Source organism: Allorhizobium paknamense (assembly GCF_030815125.1).
In the GTDB taxonomy this organism is placed as follows: domain Bacteria; phylum Pseudomonadota; class Alphaproteobacteria; order Rhizobiales; family Rhizobiaceae; genus Allorhizobium; species Allorhizobium paknamense.
This window is the reverse complement of the sequence record NZ_JAUSWH010000003.1, coordinates 319,640-339,720: the sequence shown is the minus strand read 5'-3', so window position 1 is coordinate 339,720 and position 20,081 is coordinate 319,640. Positions and strand designations below refer to the sequence as shown.

22 protein-coding genes and 1 tRNA gene are annotated in these 20,081 nt (G+C 59.1%); 4 read left to right on the top strand and 19 right to left on the bottom strand.

Translation table 11 applies throughout. The features are described 5' to 3' along the window. Positions 1 to 15 precede the first annotated feature (15 nt). A complete protein-coding gene (locus tag QO005_RS07480) occupies positions 16 to 1,083 on the bottom strand; it encodes a phosphatidylglycerol lysyltransferase domain-containing protein (RefSeq protein ID WP_307157365.1) in 1,068 nt (355 codons plus the stop codon). A gap of 375 nt (positions 1,084 to 1,458) precedes the next feature. On the opposite strand from QO005_RS07480, the gene QO005_RS07475 reads away from it, so the two are divergent. Further along, positions 1,459 to 2,730: a chloride channel protein gene (locus tag QO005_RS07475; protein WP_370878014.1), complete on the top strand. Its 1,272-nt coding sequence runs from the start codon at positions 1,459 to 1,461 to the stop codon at positions 2,728 to 2,730. Between the two features lie 188 nt (positions 2,731 to 2,918). Here QO005_RS07475 and QO005_RS07470 read toward each other — a convergent pair whose 3' ends face one another. The 5 genes from QO005_RS07470 to QO005_RS07450 form a co-directional block, all read right to left on the bottom strand. Continuing rightward, a complete protein-coding gene (locus tag QO005_RS07470; RefSeq protein WP_307157363.1) occupies positions 2,919 to 3,959 on the bottom strand; it encodes a sulfate/molybdate ABC transporter ATP-binding protein in 1,041 nt (346 codons plus the stop codon). A gap of 9 nt (positions 3,960 to 3,968) precedes the next feature. Then, the gene (gene cysW, locus QO005_RS07465; RefSeq protein WP_307157362.1) at positions 3,969 to 4,832 is read right to left on the bottom strand and encodes a sulfate ABC transporter permease subunit CysW; all 864 of its coding nucleotides are present in this window, start codon (positions 4,830 to 4,832) and stop codon (positions 3,969 to 3,971) included. Next, the gene (gene cysT / locus QO005_RS07460) at positions 4,822 to 5,676 is read right to left on the bottom strand and encodes a sulfate ABC transporter permease subunit CysT (RefSeq protein ID WP_307157361.1); all 855 of its coding nucleotides are present in this window, start codon (positions 5,674 to 5,676) and stop codon (positions 4,822 to 4,824) included. Before cysT ends, cysW begins: the two co-directional genes overlap by 11 nt. A gap of 96 nt (positions 5,677 to 5,772) precedes the next feature. Continuing rightward, on the bottom strand, positions 5,773 to 6,792 hold the full coding sequence (locus QO005_RS07455; protein WP_307157360.1) for a sulfate ABC transporter substrate-binding protein: 1,020 nt from the start codon (positions 6,790 to 6,792) through the stop codon (positions 5,773 to 5,775). A 215-nt stretch (positions 6,793 to 7,007) separates the two neighbouring features. Beyond that, positions 7,008 to 7,907, bottom strand: coding sequence for a DUF1499 domain-containing protein (locus QO005_RS07450; protein ID WP_307157359.1), 900 nt, complete (start codon positions 7,905 to 7,907; stop codon positions 7,008 to 7,010). Between the two features lie 124 nt (positions 7,908 to 8,031). Between QO005_RS07450 and QO005_RS07445 the strand changes: the two genes are divergently transcribed. Both QO005_RS07445 and QO005_RS07440 read left to right on the top strand, forming a co-directional pair. Next, positions 8,032 to 8,310: a hypothetical protein gene (locus tag QO005_RS07445; RefSeq protein WP_307157358.1), complete on the top strand. Its 279-nt coding sequence runs from the start codon at positions 8,032 to 8,034 to the stop codon at positions 8,308 to 8,310. Positions 8,311 to 8,468: 158 nt separating this feature from the next. Further along, entirely contained in the window at positions 8,469 to 9,461 is a 993-nt protein-coding gene (locus QO005_RS07440; RefSeq protein WP_307157357.1) for a LacI family DNA-binding transcriptional regulator, read from the top strand. A 103-nt stretch (positions 9,462 to 9,564) separates the two neighbouring features. Here QO005_RS07440 and cysN read toward each other — a convergent pair whose 3' ends face one another. The 6 genes from cysN to QO005_RS07410 all read right to left on the bottom strand — a co-directional run bounded on the left by cysN (position 9,565) and on the right by QO005_RS07410 (position 15,006). Beyond that, complete coding sequence (cysN, locus tag QO005_RS07435; RefSeq protein ID WP_307157356.1) at positions 9,565 to 11,040, bottom strand: sulfate adenylyltransferase subunit CysN; 1,476 nt, start codon at positions 11,038 to 11,040, stop codon at positions 9,565 to 9,567. A 1-nt stretch (position 11,041) separates the two neighbouring features. Continuing rightward, positions 11,042 to 11,998 carry a sulfate adenylyltransferase subunit CysD gene (gene cysD, locus QO005_RS07430; protein ID WP_307157355.1) on the bottom strand — a complete coding sequence of 319 codons (957 nt, stop codon included), beginning with the start codon at positions 11,996 to 11,998 and terminating at the stop codon, positions 11,042 to 11,044. 104 nt (positions 11,999 to 12,102) lie between these two features. Continuing rightward, entirely contained in the window at positions 12,103 to 12,852 is a 750-nt protein-coding gene (locus QO005_RS07425) for a phosphoadenylyl-sulfate reductase (RefSeq protein ID WP_307157354.1), read from the bottom strand. 254 nt (positions 12,853 to 13,106) lie between these two features. After that, on the bottom strand, positions 13,107 to 14,018 hold the full coding sequence (locus tag QO005_RS07420) for an MBL fold metallo-hydrolase (RefSeq protein ID WP_307157353.1): 912 nt from the start codon (positions 14,016 to 14,018) through the stop codon (positions 13,107 to 13,109). 14 nt (positions 14,019 to 14,032) lie between these two features. After that, on the bottom strand, positions 14,033 to 14,332 hold the full coding sequence (locus QO005_RS07415) for a cupin domain-containing protein (protein ID WP_307157352.1): 300 nt from the start codon (positions 14,330 to 14,332) through the stop codon (positions 14,033 to 14,035). Positions 14,333 to 14,445: 113 nt separating this feature from the next. Further along, positions 14,446 to 15,006: a type 1 glutamine amidotransferase domain-containing protein gene (locus QO005_RS07410; RefSeq protein ID WP_307157351.1), complete on the bottom strand. Its 561-nt coding sequence runs from the start codon at positions 15,004 to 15,006 to the stop codon at positions 14,446 to 14,448. 194 nt (positions 15,007 to 15,200) lie between these two features. Here QO005_RS07410 and QO005_RS07405 point away from each other — a divergent pair. Beyond that, positions 15,201 to 15,275, top strand: a tRNA-Gln gene (locus QO005_RS07405). 209 nt (positions 15,276 to 15,484) lie between these two features. Here QO005_RS07405 and QO005_RS07400 read toward each other — a convergent pair. The 7 genes from QO005_RS07400 to QO005_RS07370 form a co-directional block, all read right to left on the bottom strand. Beyond that, positions 15,485 to 15,988, bottom strand: a complete 504-nt coding sequence (locus QO005_RS07400; protein ID WP_307157350.1) for a hypothetical protein — start codon at positions 15,986 to 15,988, stop codon at positions 15,485 to 15,487. 82 nt (positions 15,989 to 16,070) lie between these two features. Next, on the bottom strand, positions 16,071 to 16,922 hold the full coding sequence (locus QO005_RS07395) for a hypothetical protein (protein WP_307157349.1): 852 nt from the start codon (positions 16,920 to 16,922) through the stop codon (positions 16,071 to 16,073). Positions 16,923 to 17,506: 584 nt separating this feature from the next. Further along, a complete protein-coding gene (locus tag QO005_RS07390; protein ID WP_307157348.1) occupies positions 17,507 to 17,800 on the bottom strand; it encodes a hypothetical protein in 294 nt (97 codons plus the stop codon). Between the two features lie 84 nt (positions 17,801 to 17,884). Next, the gene (locus QO005_RS07385) at positions 17,885 to 18,313 is read right to left on the bottom strand and encodes a DUF2293 domain-containing protein (protein WP_307157347.1); all 429 of its coding nucleotides are present in this window, start codon (positions 18,311 to 18,313) and stop codon (positions 17,885 to 17,887) included. 236 nt (positions 18,314 to 18,549) lie between these two features. After that, positions 18,550 to 18,726, bottom strand: coding sequence for a hypothetical protein (locus tag QO005_RS07380; protein ID WP_307157346.1), 177 nt, complete (start codon positions 18,724 to 18,726; stop codon positions 18,550 to 18,552). Continuing rightward, positions 18,726 to 18,965 carry a hypothetical protein gene (locus QO005_RS07375; protein WP_307157345.1) on the bottom strand — a complete coding sequence of 80 codons (240 nt, stop codon included), beginning with the start codon at positions 18,963 to 18,965 and terminating at the stop codon, positions 18,726 to 18,728. The genes QO005_RS07380 and QO005_RS07375 overlap by 1 nt, the downstream gene beginning before the upstream one ends. A gap of 96 nt (positions 18,966 to 19,061) precedes the next feature. Then, positions 19,062 to 19,547 carry a hypothetical protein gene (locus tag QO005_RS07370; RefSeq protein WP_307157344.1) on the bottom strand — a complete coding sequence of 162 codons (486 nt, stop codon included), beginning with the start codon at positions 19,545 to 19,547 and terminating at the stop codon, positions 19,062 to 19,064. Positions 19,548 to 20,081: the final 534 nt, after the last annotated feature.

Sequence of the window (20,081 nt, the reverse complement as noted above, 5' to 3'; positions counted from 1 at the left end):
GGCTCATCCAGACCGTCAGCGCCGCCAAAGCCCCCTCACCCCGCCGCCGATCAGGAGCGCGGTGTCGGCCAGCACCGGCAGCAGCGCCTTGCGGTCGCTGACGGCGAGGTAGCGGGGTTGCCAGTCGGGGTCGAACTTGGCCTTGAAGGCTTGAACGCCCTTGAAATTGTAGAAGCGCTCGCCGTTTTCGAAGACGAAGCGGCCGAGATGGTGCCACAGCGGCGCGGAGGGGCGGTCCGACAGGCCGGACAGCGGGGCCATGCCAAGATTGAGCCGGGCGAAACCTTCCGCCTTCAGATGCAGCATGATCTTGACGAACAGCAGATCCATCATGCCGCGATGCGTGCCGGGACGGTGGCGCATGAGGTCGATGAAGGCTTCTTTGCGTGTATCGGTGGTGAGGATATTGGCGAAGGCGACAATGCGGCCTTCCTGGCGGATGATGGCAACCGGATGGGAGGCCACATAATCGCGGCGGAACGTGCCCAGCGAAAAGCCCTTTTCCGCCGCCTGATGATGGGCAAGCCAGGCATCCGAAACCGCTGCCAGTTCCTCCAGCATGCCCGGAACGGCTTCCGGCGCGATCATCGCGAAGTCCAGCCCGTCGCGCTCGGCGCGGTTGATGGAACGGCGAAGCTTCAGCCAGTCGCCGCCCTTGAGATCGAAGGCGGTAAGATCGACCAGGGCCTGATCGCCCAGCTTGTAGAGTTTCAGCCCGGCATCGGCGGCAACCGGCAGAAAGTCCGGCGAGACCTGATAGAAGGCCGGACGGCAGCCGATGGCGCGGGCATGGCGGATGAAGCGCATGACCAGCGCCGGCCAGGCCTGGCGCGGACCGACGGGATCGAACAGCACCACAAGGCTGCGGCCCTTGCGGGCATACATCAGAAAGGCGTCGCCACTGTCACTGAACAGCACGTGCTTGTCGCCCAGCGCCACCAGACCGGCGGCGGCATGATCCTGCTCCAGCACTCTAAGCCGCGCCAGCGCCAGATCGCCCTGGCTTCCCAGTTCAATGCCATGCCGCAGCGGCAAACCCGTTCGGCGCAAGGCCGCAACGCCAAAGACCAGCGAAAGCCCCATGAGATCTCAAGCCTCTAAAGCATTTCCAGGAAAAGTGGGAACCGGTTTTCCGTCTGGAAATGCGTAAAACACGTTATTGGTTAAGCCCGGGCAGCACGTCACATCTCGCGCGTTTGTTTAGAGGAAGTGCATGGATCAGAGCTTGTGCCAGTCTTCGGTAAACTTCACGTGAAAGTGATGTTTAAAAACCCATCTCTTCGGAAAATTCAACGGGTGAAATTCAAAGAAGCTGGAATTGACCGGCAAAGCCCGTCAAAAGCGGGGCAATCTTCTCTCCCGATCCCGCTCTCTCCCGAGAAAGGCCACCTTATGCCCCGCACTTCGAAATTCTTGAGACGGTCCCGCGTACTGGGCGGCTCGTGGCGAGTGTGGAAAATGCGGCTGGTTTTCTGGCTTGGCGCGGGCGCCATCGGCCTTATCAGCGTCGGGTTCGCCTGGCTGGCGGACAAGGCGCAAGGCTTGTTTCATCAAGGGCTGGCGCTGAACGCCTACAGCTTCCTGCTGCCGTTGATCCTGACACCTGCGGGCTTTGCGCTCTGCGCCTTTCTGGCCACGCGCTATTTTCCGGCCTCCCAGGGCTCCGGCATTCCGCAGGCCATCGCCGCAAGGCTGGTGGATGAGCCTGCGGCGCGGGCACGGCTGCTCTCGCCCCGCATTGCCATGGGCAAGATCGTGCTGACGACGCTTGGCCTGTTCTGCGGCGGCTCCGTCGGCCGTGAAGGGCCGACCGTGCAGGTGGGGGCCTCGGTCATGCTTTCGGCGGCGCGGATCGGCGGGCTGCGACGGGCCAACGGGCTGATCCTCGCCGGATCGGCGGCAGGCATTGCGGCAGCTTTCAACACACCGCTGGCGGGCATTGTTTTCGCCATCGAGGAAATGGGCAAGAGCTACCAGTCCCGCGTCAACGGTCTGGTGCTAATCGCCGTCATTCTCTCTGGTCTTTCGGCGCTCGGTCTGGTGGGCAGCTATACCTATTTCGGCACCGCCGATCTCGGCGCGACGGGGCTTCGCGACTGGGGGCTGGTGGCGCTGTGCGGCATCGGCGGCGGCGCCTTTGGCGCGCTGTTCAGCGCCGGTGCGCTTTATGCGGCGCGGCGCATCCGCCGCTTCGTGCAGACCAAGGCGCGTCCGTTGCGTTACACGGTGGCGGTGGCGGCACTCTGCGGTCTTGGCGTGGCGGTGATCGGCATTGCCTCCGGCGGGCTGACCTATGGCACCGGCTATGAGCAGGCGCGCGGAGCGGTGGAAGGCCATGCGCTGCCACTTTTCTATTTCGTCGAGAAACTCGCAGCCTCTTTCCTGACCATGGCCTCCGGCATTCCCGGCGGCATTTTCGCGCCTTCGCTTTCGGTCGGCGCCGGGCTCGGCAGCACGGCGGCAGCACTCATCGGCTCCAGCATCACGCTCGGCGCCATTCTCGGCATGGCCGGTTATTTTGCCGGCGTGGTGCAGGCGCCGATGACGGCCTTCGTCATCATTCTGGAAATGACCGCCAACCATGAGGGCGTGATCGCCATCATGGCCGCCGCCATGCTCGGCTATGCCACCTCACGGCTGCTGGCGCATGAGGCGCTCTATCACGGCCTCTCCCGCCCCTTCCTAGCGGAAGCGCTGCGCGCCGTACGATCCGAGGCGCGTCAGCCGTGAAGGAACGGGCCGAAGGACCCCGGAGTTTCTTCTTTTAACAAATGTCGTTCTCGCAAAACCGCTGCACAGTTTTGCGCGACATGCTTCAGAGCATTTCCAGGAAAAGTGGACTCCGGTTTTCCGTCCGGAAATGCGTAAAAACAAAAGCTTAGAGCACGTCCGGTGAACCCGTGTTCACCGGACGTGCTCTAGCCGCGAAAAAACTTCCACTGGGTCGGCCTGAAGCTCAGTTCCTTGCCAATGGCCACCTCCGCTTCCAGGGGCACTTCGATTTCGATGTGATGGGCCACGCCATTGCCGGAGGAAATATCGAGTTCGGCAATGCGGGTGCCCGCAAGACGCCGGCTGGCGGTGACCTTGCCGGAAAGTGCCGCCGTATCGGTGGTCAGCGCCACATCCTGCGGACGGAAAAACAGCGTGCCTTCGCCTTCCACGCCCGCATCCCGAATGCCGATCGGCTGGCCGAGATAGGAGATGGTCCCCTCCTTCACCGTGACCGGCAGATGCGAGGATTCGCCGATGAAGGAGAAGACGAAGGGGCTGTTGGGCCGGTCGTAGACATCATCCGCCGTGCCCACTTGCTCCACCTTGCCCTGGCTCATCACCACCACGCGGTCGGCCAGTTCCAGCGCCTCTTCCTGGTCATGGGTGACGAAGAAGGTGGTGTGGCCGGTGCGGTCGTGAAATTCGCGCAGCCAGCGGCGCAGTTCCTTGCGCACCTTGGCATCCAGCGCGCCGAAGGGCTCGTCCAGCAACAGCACCGAAGGCTCGATGGCCATGGCGCGCGCCAGCGCCACGCGCTGCCGCTGGCCGCCGGACAACTGGCTGGGATAACGCTTCTCAAGACCCGAAAGCTGCACCATGTCGAGAAGGTCCGATACCCGCTTCCTGATCTCGGACGCAGGCGGGCGCGTGGCCTTGGGCCGCACCTTCAGGCCGAAGGCGATATTGTCGGCCACCGTCATATGGCGAAACAGCGCGTAATGCTGGAAGACGAAGCCGATATTGCGCTCCTGCACGCTTTTCAGCGATGCATCTTCCTTGCCGAAGAAGATCTGGCCTTCGGTGGGCTGTTCCAGACCGGCAATCAGGCGCAGAAGCGTGGTCTTGCCGGAGCCGGAGGGGCCGAGCAGCGCGATCAGCTCTCCGGAGCCGATATCCAGCGACAGCCCGTGCAGTGCCGGAAACTTGCCGAATTCCTTGCGGATGTTTCTGATGGAGACGTCCATGTCCAAACCTCAATGCTTGCGGCCAGCGGAGATCTCGTCGCCGTAATACAGCTCAAGAACCGTCTTGAGCGCCAGCGTAACGAGAGCGAGCAGTGCCAGCAGCGTGGCAACCGCAAAAGCCGCGGCAAAATTATATTCGTTGTAGAGAACCTCGATGTGCAGCGGCATGGTTTCCGTCAGCCCCCGCACATGGCCGGACACGACCGAGACTGCCCCGAACTCACCCATGGCGCGGGCATTGCAGAGCAGCACGCCGTAGAGCAGGCCCCATTTGATATTGGGCAGCGTGACATACCAGAAGGTCTGCCAGCCGGTGGCGCCGAGCGAAATCGCCGCCTCCTCGTCGCCCGAGCCCTGCTCCTGCATCAGCGGAATGAGTTCACGGGCGATGAAGGGGAAGGTGACGAAAATGGTGGCGAGCACGATGCCGGGGACTGCGAAGATGATCTCGATGCCCCAGGATTTGAGGATGGGCCCGAGAAAGCTTTGCGAGCCGAAGAGCAGCACATAGACGAGGCCGGAAATGACCGGCGAAATCGAAAACGGCAGGTCGATCAGGGTGATCAGGAAGGTCTTGCCGCGAAATTCGAACTTGGCGATGGCCCAGGCCGCCGCCACGCCGAAGACGAGGTTGAGCGGCACGGCGATGGCCGCCACCAGCAGGGTGAGCTTGATGGCCGCCATGGCATCGGGCTCGTAAATCGCCTCGAAAAAGGCTTCCGGCCCCTTGCGGAAAGCTTCCACAAAGACCGCGACCAGCGGCAGCACCACGACCAGCGCCAGAAAGACGATGCTGATGGCGGTGAAGATGATTTTCCACGGCAGCGTTTCGCTGGCCGCATCGCGAAAGCGCGGGGTGGGATCAGCGGACATTGCTATACCTCCTCCGGCTCCAGAACTGTAGCAGGTTGATGACGAGCAGCATGATGAAGGAGATGATCAGCATGATGCAGGCAATGGAGGTGGCGCCTGCAATATTGAATTCTTCCAACCGGATGACGATGAGCAAGGGCGCAATTTCCGAGACATAGGGAATATTGCCGGCGATGAAGATGACCGAACCATATTCGCCGACGGCGCGCGCGAAGGCCAGCGCAAAGCCGGTGAGAATGGCCGGCACCAGCGCTGGCAGCAACACGCGGGTGATGGTCTGGAAGCGGTTGGCGCCGAGCGTTGCAGCCGCCTCCTCCACCTCGCGGTCGATCTCTTCCATCACCGGCTGCACGGTGCGCACCACGAAGGGCAGGCCGACAAAGACCAGCGCGACAATGATGCCAAGCGGCGTGAACGCGATTTTCAGCCCCAGCGGCTGGAAAAGCGCCCCCACCCAGCCCTTGGGCGCATAAAGCGAGGCAAGGGCAATGCCCGCGACCGCCGTGGGCAGCGCAAAGGGCAGATCGATGATTGCATCCAGCAGGCGGCGGCCCGGAAACTCGTAGCGCACCAGCACCCAGGCTGTGAGCGTGCCGAACACAACATTGACGGCAGCGGCAATCAGCGCGCAGCCGAAGCTAACCTTCAGCGCCTGCAGCGTGCGCTCATCGGTGGCGAGCGCTGCAAACTCCGTCCAGCCGATGCTGCTGGAACGCCAGATCAGCGCCGCCAGCGGAATGAGGATGATGATGGTGAGATAGAAAAGCGTATAGCCGAGCGTCAGCCCGAAACCCGGCAGGATGCTTGGCTGTCGCCATTTGCTCATGAGGCTGCCTGTTGTCATGTCCCCGTCTTTTTTGATCATGCCATGAAAAATCGTAGCATCACACCCCGGCGGCGCGAAACCGTCGGGGTGTGATGCCTGGGAGGAAAGTCTGGGTTATTTGCCGGGCTTGTAGATCTGGTCGAACACGCCGCCATCGCCGAAATGGGTGGGCTGCGCCTTTGCCCAGCCGCCGAAGATCGGATCGTCAATGCTCACCAGATCCAGTTTCGGCAGTGGCTTCACGTCCGCCGGCACCAGTTCGGGCTTGGACGGGCGGTAGAAATTCTTTGCCGCAATCGTCTGGCCCTCGGCGGAGTAGAGGTAGTTGAGATAGGCTTCCGCCACCTTGCGCGTGCCCTTGGCATCGGCATTGCCATCCACCACCGTCACCGGCGGTTCCGCCAGGATGGACAACTTCGGTACGACGATTTCGAAATCATCGGAGGCGAATTCCTCCTTGGCGAGATAGGCCTCGTTTTCCCAGGCAATCAGCACGTCGCCGATCTGGCGCTGGGCGAAGGTGACGGTGGAGCCACGGGCGCCGGTATCCAGCACGGGGGCGCGCTTATAGATCTCGGCTACGTAATCGCGCACCTTCTGCTCGTCGCCGTTGAACTCTTTGTAGGCCCAGGCCCAGGCAGCCAGATAGTTCCAGCGCGCACCGCCGGAGGTCTTCGGATTGGGCGTGACGATCTGGATATCACCCTTCACAAGGTCGGCCCAGTCATGGATGTTCTTGGGATTGCCCTTGCGCACCAGGAAGACGATGGTGGAGGTATAGGGCGAGGAATTGTTGGGCAGACGCTTGCGCCAATCCGCCGGAATCTTTTTGGTTTCCTTGGCAATGGCGTCGATATCGCCTTCCAGCGCCAGCGTCACCACATCGGCATCCAGGCCGTCGATCACCGAGCGGGCCTGCTTGCCCGAGCCGCCATGCGACTGCTGGATGGTGACGGTTTCACCTGTCTCTGTTTTCCAATGCTTGGCAAAGGCGGCGTTATAGGCCTTGTAGAATTCACGCGTCGGATCGTAGGACACGTTCAGGAGCTTGGTATCGGCAAGCGCTGGCGCCACGCCTGCCACAACCAAGGCAAGACCCAGTGCCAGACCTCCCGCTTTTCTCCAAATTCTCATCAGCAGCCTCCTTGTTTTTGCTGATGGAAGGCTACTAAACCAGTCGATTTAGTCAATCGTGGCAAAAAAATAGCAAAAGGACGGTTGCGGAGCGAGGTTTGACAGAAGAGTTCTTTTTCCACGTCGCGCTGGATGAGGTAATTTTGCGCCGGAAGGGTGGTTTTGCAGAAAAGGCAAAAGCTGAAACGCCGATGTTTTCCACAGGCAGTACAGAGTTAATTCTGCGCAATTCCCAGCAATTCGGCATCGAGCGCCGTCAGATAGTCATTGGCGATGGCGGCGGCAAAGCCCAGATCATGCGGGCCGTAGCGGCTTTCGATCCTCAGGTCCACCAGCACGCTTTCATCCTCCTCGCGCAGGCGAATGACGAGATCGAAGGGAAAGCCGAGAAGGCGATGACGCGCCACCGCCTGAAGCCGCACCATGCCTGCCGGTTCGCCGTCATCCGGGGCAGAGGGCGGCGGCGGATCGGGTCGCGGCAGCGGGATCGGCATTTTCGGCAGGCCGGGACCGGCAGGTTGCACTGTCTCCGGCGGCTGGAAATCGGGCCGGGCATGATCGGCGCCGCGCGTCAGCACCACGGCGATGCGGCGGTCTGCAGCCACCTTTCGCACCGCCTGATAGACGCGGTCCAGCGCGCCGTCATAGCGGCGGACGGTCAAGGTGGGATAGGCCGCCCGCTGCACGGCGGCATTGCCTTCAAGGTCGGACGGCGGGCGCGGCATCCAGCGCTGGGCGGCGACCGGTTCCTCGATCCAGGCGGGGGGATCCTCGGGATCGGTGGCCAGTTCATAGAGCCGCGGATGGTTTTCATAGCGAAGAACGCCGAAAGCCGCCACCGCAAGCGGCAGAAGGGCAAGCAGGAGCGCTTTGAGCGCCGCAACACCCCCCTCCGCGCCAATCTGCCAGAGGCGCCAAAGCCCCCACAGCGCCAGCGGCACCGAAAGTGCAGCCAGCAAGGCCGAGATCAGCACCAGAGCAATGAAATTCGGAGTTTGCAGCGGCCCGAACCGATAGAGCAGCCAGGCCAGAACCAGCGTCAACACGGAAAACCCGGCAATCCGCCGGGCCAGATGCGCCGCCCTCGAGATGGGGCGAATGTAGCGGATCGTCATGAAAACTCGCCGGTCCCTGCTGTTTGCCCGCCGATGTTCCACCTGCACCACACGGTATGCATGACCCTGGGGTGCGGAGGTTGAGAGTTACGAATCAGCGGCCCTCTTTTGAGAAGTTTAAGGCATGTGCAAGGCAAGTGCACCGGCAGGTTTTTTTCATATTTTTACATTTCGTGACCGGCAATCCCCTGCCGCTTTTCGCGAAACCCGGCAGGTCTATCGAGGGAAAACACCACCCTTGCGACAGAACCGTACCCGGCAGGTATATAAGATTATTCTGTCAAAACAAATAGTTGTGATCGGCTTTAGACTTTCTCAACTTTATGAAGCACAAGCTGCGGAAATCAGTCGAAAACGAAGGAATCCGCCTCATATTTTTCAGGGAGTTTTCCGCGAAATTTGACATATGTCATGGCTATTTTTTTTATTTCTGAAATATACTAAATATACGACCATAGGTAACTAAGCCTGTTTTTGTCTATCTTGAGCGGTACGTTTCGCGTAAAATGTGGGGGAAAGCGCATCGTGAGAAGCCTCAGAAAAGCATCGTCGAAAATAACTTTGACGGAAGTCGCTCAACAAGTGGGGGTCAGCCCGATCACCGTGTCGCGGGCGCTCAACAAGCCTGAGAAAGTCTCCGAGGCCCTGCGGGAAGCGATCCTCAAGGCGGTGGAGGAAACCGGCTATGTGCCGGATTTTGCCGCACGGGCGCTGGCCAGCCGTCACAGCAATCTGGTGGGGGTTTTAACCTCCCTGCTCGGCAGCGCCATCTTCCCCCCCGTGATGCGCGGGCTGGAGGACAGGGCGCGTGATAGCGGTATCCGGCTGCAATATGCCAATACACGCTACGATCCCAAGGAAGAGATCTACCAGCTCAAGCAATTTTACGGCCAGAACCCCACCGGTATCCTGATCGGCGGCGTGCAGATGGACCCGGGTGTGATGGACATGCTGAGCCGCGCCCCCTGCCCCGTGGTGCAGTTCATCGACATCACCATGCCGCCGGTGGACATGGCCATCGGCATCAACAACGCCGCTGCGGCGACCACCGCCACGCAACATCTTCTGAGCCAGGGCTATCGACGCATCGGTTTTGCGGCGGCAAGGCTGGACATTCCGGTGCGCATGCGCCTTTCCGGTTTCCAGCATACCCTGCAGGATGCGGGGATCTTCGATCCGAACCTGATCTTCCTGACCGGCGGCGACACCGTCATTCCCGCCGCCTCGCGCGTGCTGGACGGGCTTTTTGCCGCCGCTCCGGATCTCGATGCGATTTTCTGCGCCACCGACGAGATGGCCACCGGCCTGCTGTTCGAATGTCAGCGGCGCGGGATCAGCGTTCCCGACCAGATGGGCCTCTGCGGCTTCACCGGGCTTGAATTTTCCGGCTACACGGTGCCAGCGCTGACCACGGTGCAGACACCGCTTTACGATCTCGGCTTCAAGGGGCTGGACATGGTGCTGCGCACCCGCGCCGGGCGCCCCACACCAAAGATTCTGGATCTCGGTTTTCAGCTCATTACCCGTGACACGACCAGGCGGACCGGCGGGTAAGCTCTGCAGCCTCTACGCAGAGTGAAACGCCCCGGTCCTTTCACAGGACCGGGGCGTTTGAAATTTGCGGCTCCGGACAGAAAAATGCGAACCGGTTTCGAAGTCAGCCGTCGATCCCGTCCAGCACGTCGCGGGCCTTGGCGGCGGTCACGCGGCGCATTTCCACCTCGTCCCGGCGCGAGGCCATGGCTTCAGTGGCCATGATCTGGTCGGCGAGATCGGCCGGCAGCGACAGAAGCACGCGGCCTTCTTGCGAATGCAGGCCGCCCAAATCGGAGCGCTTGGCGGTAATCATGCCGCCTGCAACCGTATTGTTGGTGTCGGGATCGATCAGGATGAAGGCGCCGGTGGTGCGGTTCAGCTCATAGGGGTCGAAAATTGCCTTTTCGTCGAAGGAGAGATGCACCTTGCCGATGGCGTTCATCGCCAGGCTTTCGGCGGGCTGCCACTTGCCGCTCTTCAGCTCCAGCTGCGAGACCGGCGTGACCTGCACGCGCTGGCGGCGCGAGCCGCTCTTCAGCCAGTAGCGCTTGTTGGGCAGGATGCCGCCGGGCTGCAACGCCACGAGCTGCGCATCGAAGGCAAGCCCGGTCAGCGGCTGGGCTTCCAGCGAAACGATCATGTCACCGCGCGATACATCCACCTGACGGTCCAGCACCAGCGTGATGGCATCACCGGCCACGGCGGCATTGCGCACCAGATCGAAGGTGACGATCTGCTTGACATTGGCGATAGCGCCGGACGGCAGGATGGCGACGCTGTCGCCCGGCTTGACCGCCCCACCGGCCACCGTACCCTGATAGCCGCGGAAGCTCTCACCCGGACGGGAAACGCGCTGGACCGGCAGGCGAAAGCCCGTGGACTGTGCGCCGCGCACCGGCGCCAGTTCCAGCGTTTCCACCAGCGTCGGGCCTTCATACCAGGGCATGACGGCCTTGCCGGAATAGACGACGTTTTCGCCCTTCAGCGCCGACATCGGAATGGCGGTGACCTGGCGCACGCCGAGCGTCAGGGCAATCTCGCGGAACTCGCTGGAGATCGCTTCAAAACCGGCGCGGTCATACTCCGTGAGGTCGATCTTGTTGACCGCCAGCACGAACTGCTTGATGCCCATCAGCGAGGCGATCGTGGCGTGGCGGCGGGTCTGCTCGAGAATACCGGCGCGGGCATCGACCAAAAGTACGGCGAGATCGGCGGTGGAGGCCCCCGTTGCCATGTTGCGGGTATATTGCTCATGGCCGGGCGTATCGGCCACGATGAAGGAGCGTTTGTCGGTGGCAAAATAGCGATAGGCGACATCGATGGTGATGCCCTGTTCGCGCTCGGCCTGAAGACCATCCAGCAAAAGGGCGAAATCCGGCAGGCCGAGATCGTTCTGTTTGCCGCTATCGCGCTTCAGCGTCGCGGCCTGATCTTCCTTGACGGCCTTGGTATCCCAGAGCAGGCGACCGATGAGGGTTGACTTGCCGTCATCGACGGAGCCGCAGGTGATGAGACGCAGCGGGCGCGTGTCGCGAAGCTTGGCGGCGGTCTCCGCCTGGGGCTCGGCAGTGGCGAGGGCATTGGCGCTTGCGGTCATCTCAGAAATATCCTTCGCGTTTTTTCTTTTCCATGGAGCCGGACTGGTCGCGGTCGATGGCGCGGCCCTGACGCTCGGAAACAGTGGCGATTTCAAGCTCGGCAATCACTTCGTCCAGCGTCTCGGCCTCGGAGCGGATGGCGCCGGTGAGCGGGAAGCAGCCCAGCGTGCGGAAGCGGATCATGCCTTCCTTCTTTTCCTCGCCGGGCAGAAGCTCCAGCCGCTCGTCCTCGGCCATGATCATCATGCCGTCGCGCTCGATATAGGGGCGCTTGGCGGCGAAATAGAGCGGCACCAGCGGAATGTTTTCCGCCTGGATGTAGCGCCAGATATCCACTTCCGTCCAGTTGGACAGCGGGAAGGCGCGCACGCTTTCGCCCCGGCGGATCATGCCGTTATAGATGCTCCACAGTTCCGGCCGCTGGTTGCGCGGGTCCCATTTGTGATCCGGCGTGCGGAAGGAATAGATGCGCTCCTTGGCGCGGGAGGCTTCCTCGTCGCGGCGCGCACCGCCGAAGGCGGCGTCATATTTGCCGGCATCCAGCGCCTGCCGCAGGGCTTCCGTCTTCATGATGTCGGTGTAAAGCGCCGAACCATGGGTGAAGGGCGTGACATTTTCCGCCTTGCCGCGCGGATTGGTATGCACCACCAGATCGAGATCGTAACGGCGGGCCATTTCATCGCGGAAAGCGATCATTTCCTTGAATTTCCAGCCGGTATCGATGTGCAGCAGCGGAAACGGCACCCGGCCAGGATAAAAGGCCTTGCGCGCCAGATGCAGCAGCACGGAGGAATCCTTGCCGATGGAATAGAGCATGACGGGATTGTCGAACTCTGCCGCCACCTCGCGGAAAATGTGGATCGCCTCGTTTTCCAGCGCCTTCAGATGCGGGTCCAGCGGCGCGCGCGGGGCGGCATCCTTGGAATGCGGATCAAACTCGGACTGATGCAAATGCATTATCTGACTTCCTGGCAAAGGCTGAACGGCCATTGTCTTCTACCCTTTTGCCGCGAGTCCCGCCACCCAAGGGCAGGCAGGAACGCAGTGAATGACGGAATTTGTTAGAGAGAACTGGAATTGAGCGAGGGAAGTGCGGCTTCCGGCACATGCAGGCCGCATTCGCGCTTCTCGTCATTTTCCCACCACCAGCGGCCCGCCCGCTCCGGCTCGCCAGGCTTGATGGCGCGCGTGCAGGGCTCGCAGCCGATGGAGGGATAGCCGCGCTTGTGCAGCGGATTGGTGGGCACCGCTTCCTTTTCCACATAGGCGTTGATCTCTTCCAGAGACCAGTCCGCCAGCGGATTGACCTTGATGAGCTGGCGCTCGGCGTCATATTCCGCAAACGGCGTAGTGGCGCGGTTGCCGGACTGACTGCGGCGCAAGCCCGTGACCCAGGCGGAAGCGCCTTCCAGCGCCTTGGCCAGCGGCACCAGCTTGCGCACATGACAGCAGGCATGGCGCGCTTCGACACTTTCATAAAAACCGTTCAGGCCGTATTTCGCGGCATAGGCGTCGATATCGTCCTGGGCAGGATGAAATCGGCGGATGCTGATGCCGAAACGCTCTTCCGTCTCGCTGATCAGATCGGCGGTTTCCTTGAAGAGCCGGCCCGTATCCAGCGTCGCCACCTCGATCTCAGCCCCCGAAAGCGCGATAGCCGCGGTGATGACCTGATCTTCGATGCCGAGGCTGGTGGTGAAAACGGCACGCCCGCCAAGCGAGGCGACCAGTTGCAACCGGCCTGCAAGATCAAGCGAGGCGAAGGCTGCATCGAGCGCGGCGGCGGCTTCAATTCTGCTTTGCAATGTCATGCCAGGGGTCCTGAAGGAGATGTTCCTGAAGAAATGTCCGAACGCTTGTGGCTACAAGGCTTATCGTTCGGGGAGTATCGCCGTTTTCGGCCCACAGGAACAGGAATTGCCTTTCAAGCCGGGCGGCTTGAAGAGCAAATATCTCTCATCTCCCGGCGCGTCGGAGATTTCCCTCCCCCTGACCCGGTCTTTCGGGCGTCGCAGCGCCCAGCAAGACGGAAGATGGCACTATTTTTCTATTAAATCAATAGATTTTACACAGCATAATAGCTGCTATCGAGACAGGCGGGACCGTCGGCGACCACCTCCCCCTTGCGGACAAGATCTTCAAGATGTGCGAAGACCGAAAGGGCTGCGGGCTTGAGGAGGCCGGGCTCCAGCCCGCGATACATGCTCTGCACCATGGCTTCGATGGTGTGATCGCCTGCGCGCACCCGGCCCAGAATGGCGCGTTCGCGCGTCAACCGGTGGGTGCGCATGCCGCTGACCAGGGCGCGCGGCTCCGTGACCGGTCCACCATGGCCGGGAAGGTAGAAACGGTCCTGCCGGGCCAGCAGCTTGTCCAGCGAGGCGAGATAGGCGGCCATGGACCCATCCGGCGGCCCGACCACCGAGGTGGCCCAGGCCATGACGTGATCGCCGGAAAACAGCACGCCGAGCTCCCGCAAGGCAAAGCAGGCGTGATTGGCGGCATGGCCGGGCGTCAGCACCGTTTCCAGCGCCCAGCCGTCGCCTTGCAGCAAAGCGCCATCCGAGACGATCAGATCCGGCGTGAACTCCATATGCGAGCTTTTGGCGAAAGGATTGACCTCCCCCGGATGCAGGGGACGTGACAGCCGATGTGCCCCTTCCGCCACCAGCAGCCCGCCCTTTTCCGCCTTGAGGCGGGGGGCGAGCATGGAATGGTCCTTATGGGTGTGCGTGACCAGGATATGGGTCACCTCGCGGCCTTCCAGCGCCCTCAGCAGCGCCTGGAAATGCGCCTCGTCCTCCGGGCCCGGATCGATGACGCAGACGGATTTTTCCCCGACGATGTAGCTGTTGGTGCCCTGGTGGGTCATGGCGCCGACATTGCCGGCGGTGACGCGCTGCACGCCCGGCGCAAGCGGTACGGCCTCGCCATGGGCGGGCTGGTAGGTCTCGGCAAGACGCCAGGAAGCATTCATTATGGGAAGGTCCGTTATGCTTTATATTCGATCTCGATGAAGGCCATGGGAGCCTCACCGCCATTCACGACATTATGGGCAATTCCCGCCGGGCGGCGATAGGATTCACCGGCGGGCGTGAACACCCGGCGCTCTCCCTCTGCATCCTCAATGAGAAAATGGCAATCGGTCAGCGGCACGACCACATAATCCATGCCATGCACATGATGGCCGGTGGCGGCACCCGGCTCGAAATCCCAGCGCATGATGCGCACCTGCGCATCCTCCTGCAAAAGCGTGGAGGTGGCGGGCGGACGGGCGCTATATCCGGGCATGGCTGGTCTCCGATGGTTTTGCCCATTGCTACCGCAAGAGGAGAGCGAGGAAAACACGAGAAAAGCCCCCTTTCCGGAGAAAGAGGGCTTTCCAAACCATCGGGCAAATGAAATCAGGCGGCGCGGCGCTGATGGCGGCCTTCCTCGACTTCCTCAACGATCTTGGCCACGAAGGCCTGCAGATCGCCCGGATTACGCGAGGTGATAATGCCCTTGTCGGTCACCACTTCCTTATCCACCCATTCGGCACCGGCATTCTTCACGTCGGTCTTGATGGAGTGGTAGGAGGTTGCCTTGCGGCCCCTGAGCGCATCAGCCTCAACCAGCAGCCACGGACCGTGGCAGACGGCGGCAACGACCTTGCCGGAGGCCACGAAATCCTTCACCAGCTTCACGGCCTTTTCATCGGTGCGCAGAATATCAGGGTTGATCTGACCGCCGGGGATGACGAGCGCATCGAAATTCTCGACCGAGGCCTGATCCACCGTCAGATCGACATCGACGGTATCGCCCCAATCCTTCTCGTCCCAGCTCTTGATCGGCTCCTTCTTCAACGAGGCGATCTTCACGTCAGCGCCCCTGCGCTTCAGCTCTTCCAGCGGCACATGCAACTCGGACCGCTCATAGCCATGGGTGGCGAGAATGAGAATTTTCGCGGAGGTAATGGACGTCATGATCCTTTCCTTTCCGTTTGTTTCAAGGAACGTCTTCAATTGACAGGAGGACAACCCATGGGGGCGGACATCGTTCCCGATTTTTTTGAAAGCATTCCTTCACAAAATTCCTGCGAAAGGTGATTGCAGCCCGCCCAATGCTTTGCTAAGAGCGCTCCACCGCAGGCGAGGCAATGCTTCGTCATTCTCAAAGTTGGGGCGTAGCCAAGCGGTAAGGCAGCGGTTTTTGGTACCGCCATCCCCTGGTTCGAATCCAGGCGCCCCAGCCAGCTCCTTTTTTAAACGAAAAAACAAGGGCTTGGCGCTTATTAGAGCACCCTAAGTGTTACACGCTTGCGGATGCACCACACGGATCACCGTGGCAGTTGAGGCAACCACCATCAACCTGTCCGTCGAGTCGCAATAACGATGCGCTCATCACGCTAGCACCGAGCGCGGTGAAAACTCAGCTTCACATCGGATGCGAGCTTAGTGTTGGCTATTGGGTGCCATTCCCGCTCGACAGCTTCTCCTCGAAAAGAAAATTGACTCTGCCCACGATGCGACCAAACGTGTAGCCTGCCTCGATTATGAGGAAGAAGAAAACACTACGAATGGCAAGGCTAACCCACCAGAGGTAGTCAGCCGCCTTCGGTATCGCCTTACCCAGAAGCGGAAGAGCTTGCTTCGAAAACCAGTCACCTTGAGCTTCTGGTGCAATTACAATCATCGCAAAAGCCAGACCTGCGGATGCCATCATCACGAAATAAGAGACGTTGTGAAAAAGCTCCCGCGAGAGGGCATTCACTCGGCGCGCGCGGTTCTTCTGCTCCAGCGACGAGTTGGGCGAGACCTCATCATCCTTACTGCTCGCAATATAAAATAGCACGCTGAAGCCGAAGCCAAGGAGGATTGACGCAACAGTGTTGATCGAATTGATGAAATCGGTAAGCTCGTCTGTCAAAAGGAAAGCCAAAATTGGCGATATGACGATGAAAAGCATAACCCTCGGCCACACGCGAAGTCGTTCGCCCGTTCTATAGTTATAGAACGTAGCGTTGTTTCTCGCGATGATCGAACTGATACTAGCCATTGCTTATCACATCTATGACGTGCTCGTTAAGTGCGTTAACAATTTCATTGCAGGTGTCAGCATTAGCAGGGTGCCCATCATCATCGACGGTAACATCCAGCCTGAATCTGGTTGCGTGCATCCCGTTCTCAAACATGTAGATGGTCGTAGACTTTCCATTCATGTCAGCTAGGACGGTGCAATCCAATACATCCTCGTCATCAATCTCTACCAAGTCGCTCTGGTTCATCAAACTGGCTACCGCTTGCCTTATCGCTCCTTGGCCTTTACCAAAAAAGGGTATCACATCTCGCTTCACCCTATTGATAAGCGGATCATCCTTGCTGGTCCGGGTAAGAGCAATCATCATCTTCCCGCCGAGCTGACTACGTCCCGCAAGTGACGTTGACTTGTTTGCGACGTTCACTCGGATTTCCTTCGGCACTGCATTCTTGTAGTAAGACGCTCCCAGCCGGTGAGATATCGACCTTATGGTCCCGCTCTCGGGCAACATACCCGCGATTGTGCTGCGGAGAATCCGATAGCCGCCAAACTGCCCCAAATATTGCGAGCCGACATATATCCTACCTGACTCAGCAAGATAGAGGACAAAGTGAAATGGCCGAAGGTTCACACTATCGGCCGAAATCCGACCTTTCTCTGAGTTGTCGTAACCATGTCCGTAATAGGAAGCTCTAAACGTCCCGAATATAGTGCGAGGGTTAATCATCGCAAGATTTTCGAGCGGCCCCTCCTTCTGAGTTCGAAGTCTTTCAATGTCTCGATCCACGGTCAAATCGAAAGGCTTCTGCGCCTGCATCCGAGCAAACAAGGCAGCGAATTCCGCCGCCGTGAACGGGGTCATTACTTCTTGATCCGCACTCTTCCGCACACGGACCAGATAGTGAAAACTCGCGCTAACTTCCTCGTTTTTCCTAGAAGCCATCCCTTTAAACCCTCACGCCGAATGTTTGCCAATGCCTCGAATCACAGTGGTTGTAATTCAAGCATCACCTATCGACTTTGTTGAGTCTTCCGTTTTGATTTCCTTGTATGTTCTTATTTTGTTCTATTTTTGGCTCTTGGTCAATACATGCTAAGCCACAACTATCTACCTTATTGCGCAAAATTGGCGAAACAGGTAGCAGTCAGTCCTCAGTTGTCTTGAGACACGAGGAAAACAAGGCGCTTGCTACCATCCTCCTGGCATCGCCTGTCTGGTCCGTCAGGCTGCACTCCGTCACAAACATGCAGTATTGCTCATCAAGTCTGCGACGCTTCATCTGTGTGTCAGGACTCATGATCGGCCCGGCTGCATCAAATAGCTTGGTTTTTGCCGCAAGGTGCGTGTTTAGGGCTGAGCTTAAGCACGCGGCTTCCTTATCATCGGCATGACCGGTGCTCGCGCCAGAGAAAACCACGAGGGCGCAGACTACCATCCGCTTCATGTTAGTCCTGCCGCGCGCTGGTCTGCGCTTGGTGCACCATTGTTGCCTTCTCTCGACCCACACCGACGCGGTTGCCCATGAGGCCGAAGAGCAGCGTAATCACGAACACGGCCAGCCACCAACCGGCGAAGGCGGTGCCGAAAGCCACGATACCGAAGCTTGGCGTTACCATTGTTGCCAGCACCAGCCCGGCCAGACCGAATGATGTCGTCCACTTTTGCTGCGTGGTCGTCCATGCTAGGCGGACCGCGTGACGGGCTATTAAGCGCGCCGTGGCGCGATAGTTGAATTGCATTGATAGAATCCCCTGCGTATTCCCAATTGTGCATATGTCGAAGGGTATAGACAAGAAAAACCCAACGAGAGTGTAGGACCGAGTCTAGGGCGCACTCATCTTCCAACTTGCCATCATGGCCCGCACTCGGGGCTGCACGCGCTTTCGAGCATCCTTACGATGCACGCCGACCATGAGCATTTGATCATAGTCAGTGAATTCGTGTCGAAGGTGGTTTTGTATCGTAACGTCAACTGCCGCCTCGATTGACACGCCCTGCCAGTTTTTCCAGCGAGTGCAGATTTCCCAAGCGTAATAGAGAACAGCGGCTTCAGGGCATCCGGGATATTCGCGCCTTATGAAGTATTCAATCTCATATTGATGAAACCACTGTTTCCGCCGCCGTTCCTGCCTTTGTTTCTTACGCTGGCGACGACTTAGCACTGTGGCGCTTCTCGTAGCCGGTTTTGAACCGTATAGAAAATCGCGCTGGCAAAATAATGAGGAAGATACCGGGCGTCTCGTGTGTCCCATTCTTTTTTTGTCATGGCTCTGGCTTCATCCATAACATCACAAACAAGAAGATTGATCATTCCAATCATAAGATCGTCTGCTTCTTTAGCGGACAACCCTTCATATTGACTACACATATTAACCTCCGCTATGTGAGAAAATATTGCAATCTTCTATGGCGCGTTGAAACTGGCGAGATTGCTACCTCGCCAGTCGTGTGAATCGTCATTTTGCGATGAACTCATAGCTAATGTGCGCTAGCCGTTAAACGTTGAGCCGGTTTCTTCTTCAATAAGCTCAAGGATCAACCCCGCAAGCTCGAAAGGGCTAACATCTTGGTCGGACCTGACTGATTCTTCAATCAGTAGCGCGATTTCACATTCAAGCTCTTCGCGCCGTGTAAGCTTCCGCCCGTCTTCAATAACAATTGCCATCAGATCGAATCCATCGTGATGGCGTCGGCCGGATCGCGAAAGATCAGATGCCCCTCCGGTTCGTGTTGCACAGCCCACAACTCGACTTGCCTGAGAAGATAGGCGGCTTCCTTAAACCAGTTAATCCGTTCTTCACGCATGGCGTAGACGCTTTCTAGCTGTCCGCTAATCAGATTCAGAAGACGTTCGCGGGCATCCGTTGCGGCGGGTGCCTGGGTCGTGGTAGTTTCAGTAATCATCGCTATTTCCTTCCATGGTTTGTGCGATGTTTTGAGACCGTGGGGCGGCAAAGTTCGGCGACCAAACTTCGCTTTGCCGTTCCCTTTCTTTAAGGGCTAATCGCCCGATGCCCTCCATTGTGGGAAGGCCCAACGCACCTGCCTATTCAGCCGGTAACGTAAGTTCTTAAGACGGATCACCTCGTCCCGGTTGACCGGGGATGATCTTTGCGCCTCCAATAGTCGTGCTTCAATCTCGGAGCGCTTGTAGGCAGAAACTACCGAGGCAAGATCAGTTGCTGCGTTGATAAAGAGTCCGATCAGCAATTCCGCCTTGGCTAGCGAAGTCGCTGCGTTCTCTACGTCTTCACGTGCCAGCGCATCGACGTTATCGGGTTTAATTCCACTGTCGTCTTCAAAGTTGAACCATTCGGCCCCCATAACGCTGGCATACCAATTCAGATCGATACCCCCGTGTTTTTCAAAATATTCGAAGAACGGCGTGCGAAGATCGGGAACTGCCGCATCACGTTCCGTGAGCCTTCGCTCACGTTCGCGCTTACGTTGTTCTCTTTTGTATTCGGCCCAAGTCTTCTTTGGCATATTCGCTCTCCGGTGACTTGGACTGTATCGCCAAATTTCATTGGACCATCAAGTCCAATCTATTGTCCAATTCAAAACCTAGAAGGCATGAAATGGGGACGCTTTTTGATTGCCAAATTGAAGATGAAACCGGACTACGGACAACCGTAACGCTGTCGGCGGATGAAATCCTACACCTCGTTGCCACCCGGATGTGTCGAGGCGCTTACTTCGCCCGGAAGCCGCAAGCCGCTCTAATGAAGGCGCATATCGTCCTTCGCCCACTCGGAACGAACGGGGCATGGGAAGAAGACGATTGGTCAATTCAGTGGCAATCGAGATAGGCTGACACTCGGTCGCTTCGCTCCCTCCCTGCGCGGCCTTCGGCCTTGCCCAGCTTCGCTGTCGCTCGCTAGTCCGGTTGAGCGTCTGTCTCATCATTGGTGCGCATAATCACCTGCGGGAATAGGACTTATTCCCCCTCGACTTGAACCACACATAAAGCCGACCGGCGAGCGGTCGGCAGTGGTTCAAGTCGAGGGGGATATCTGCGTC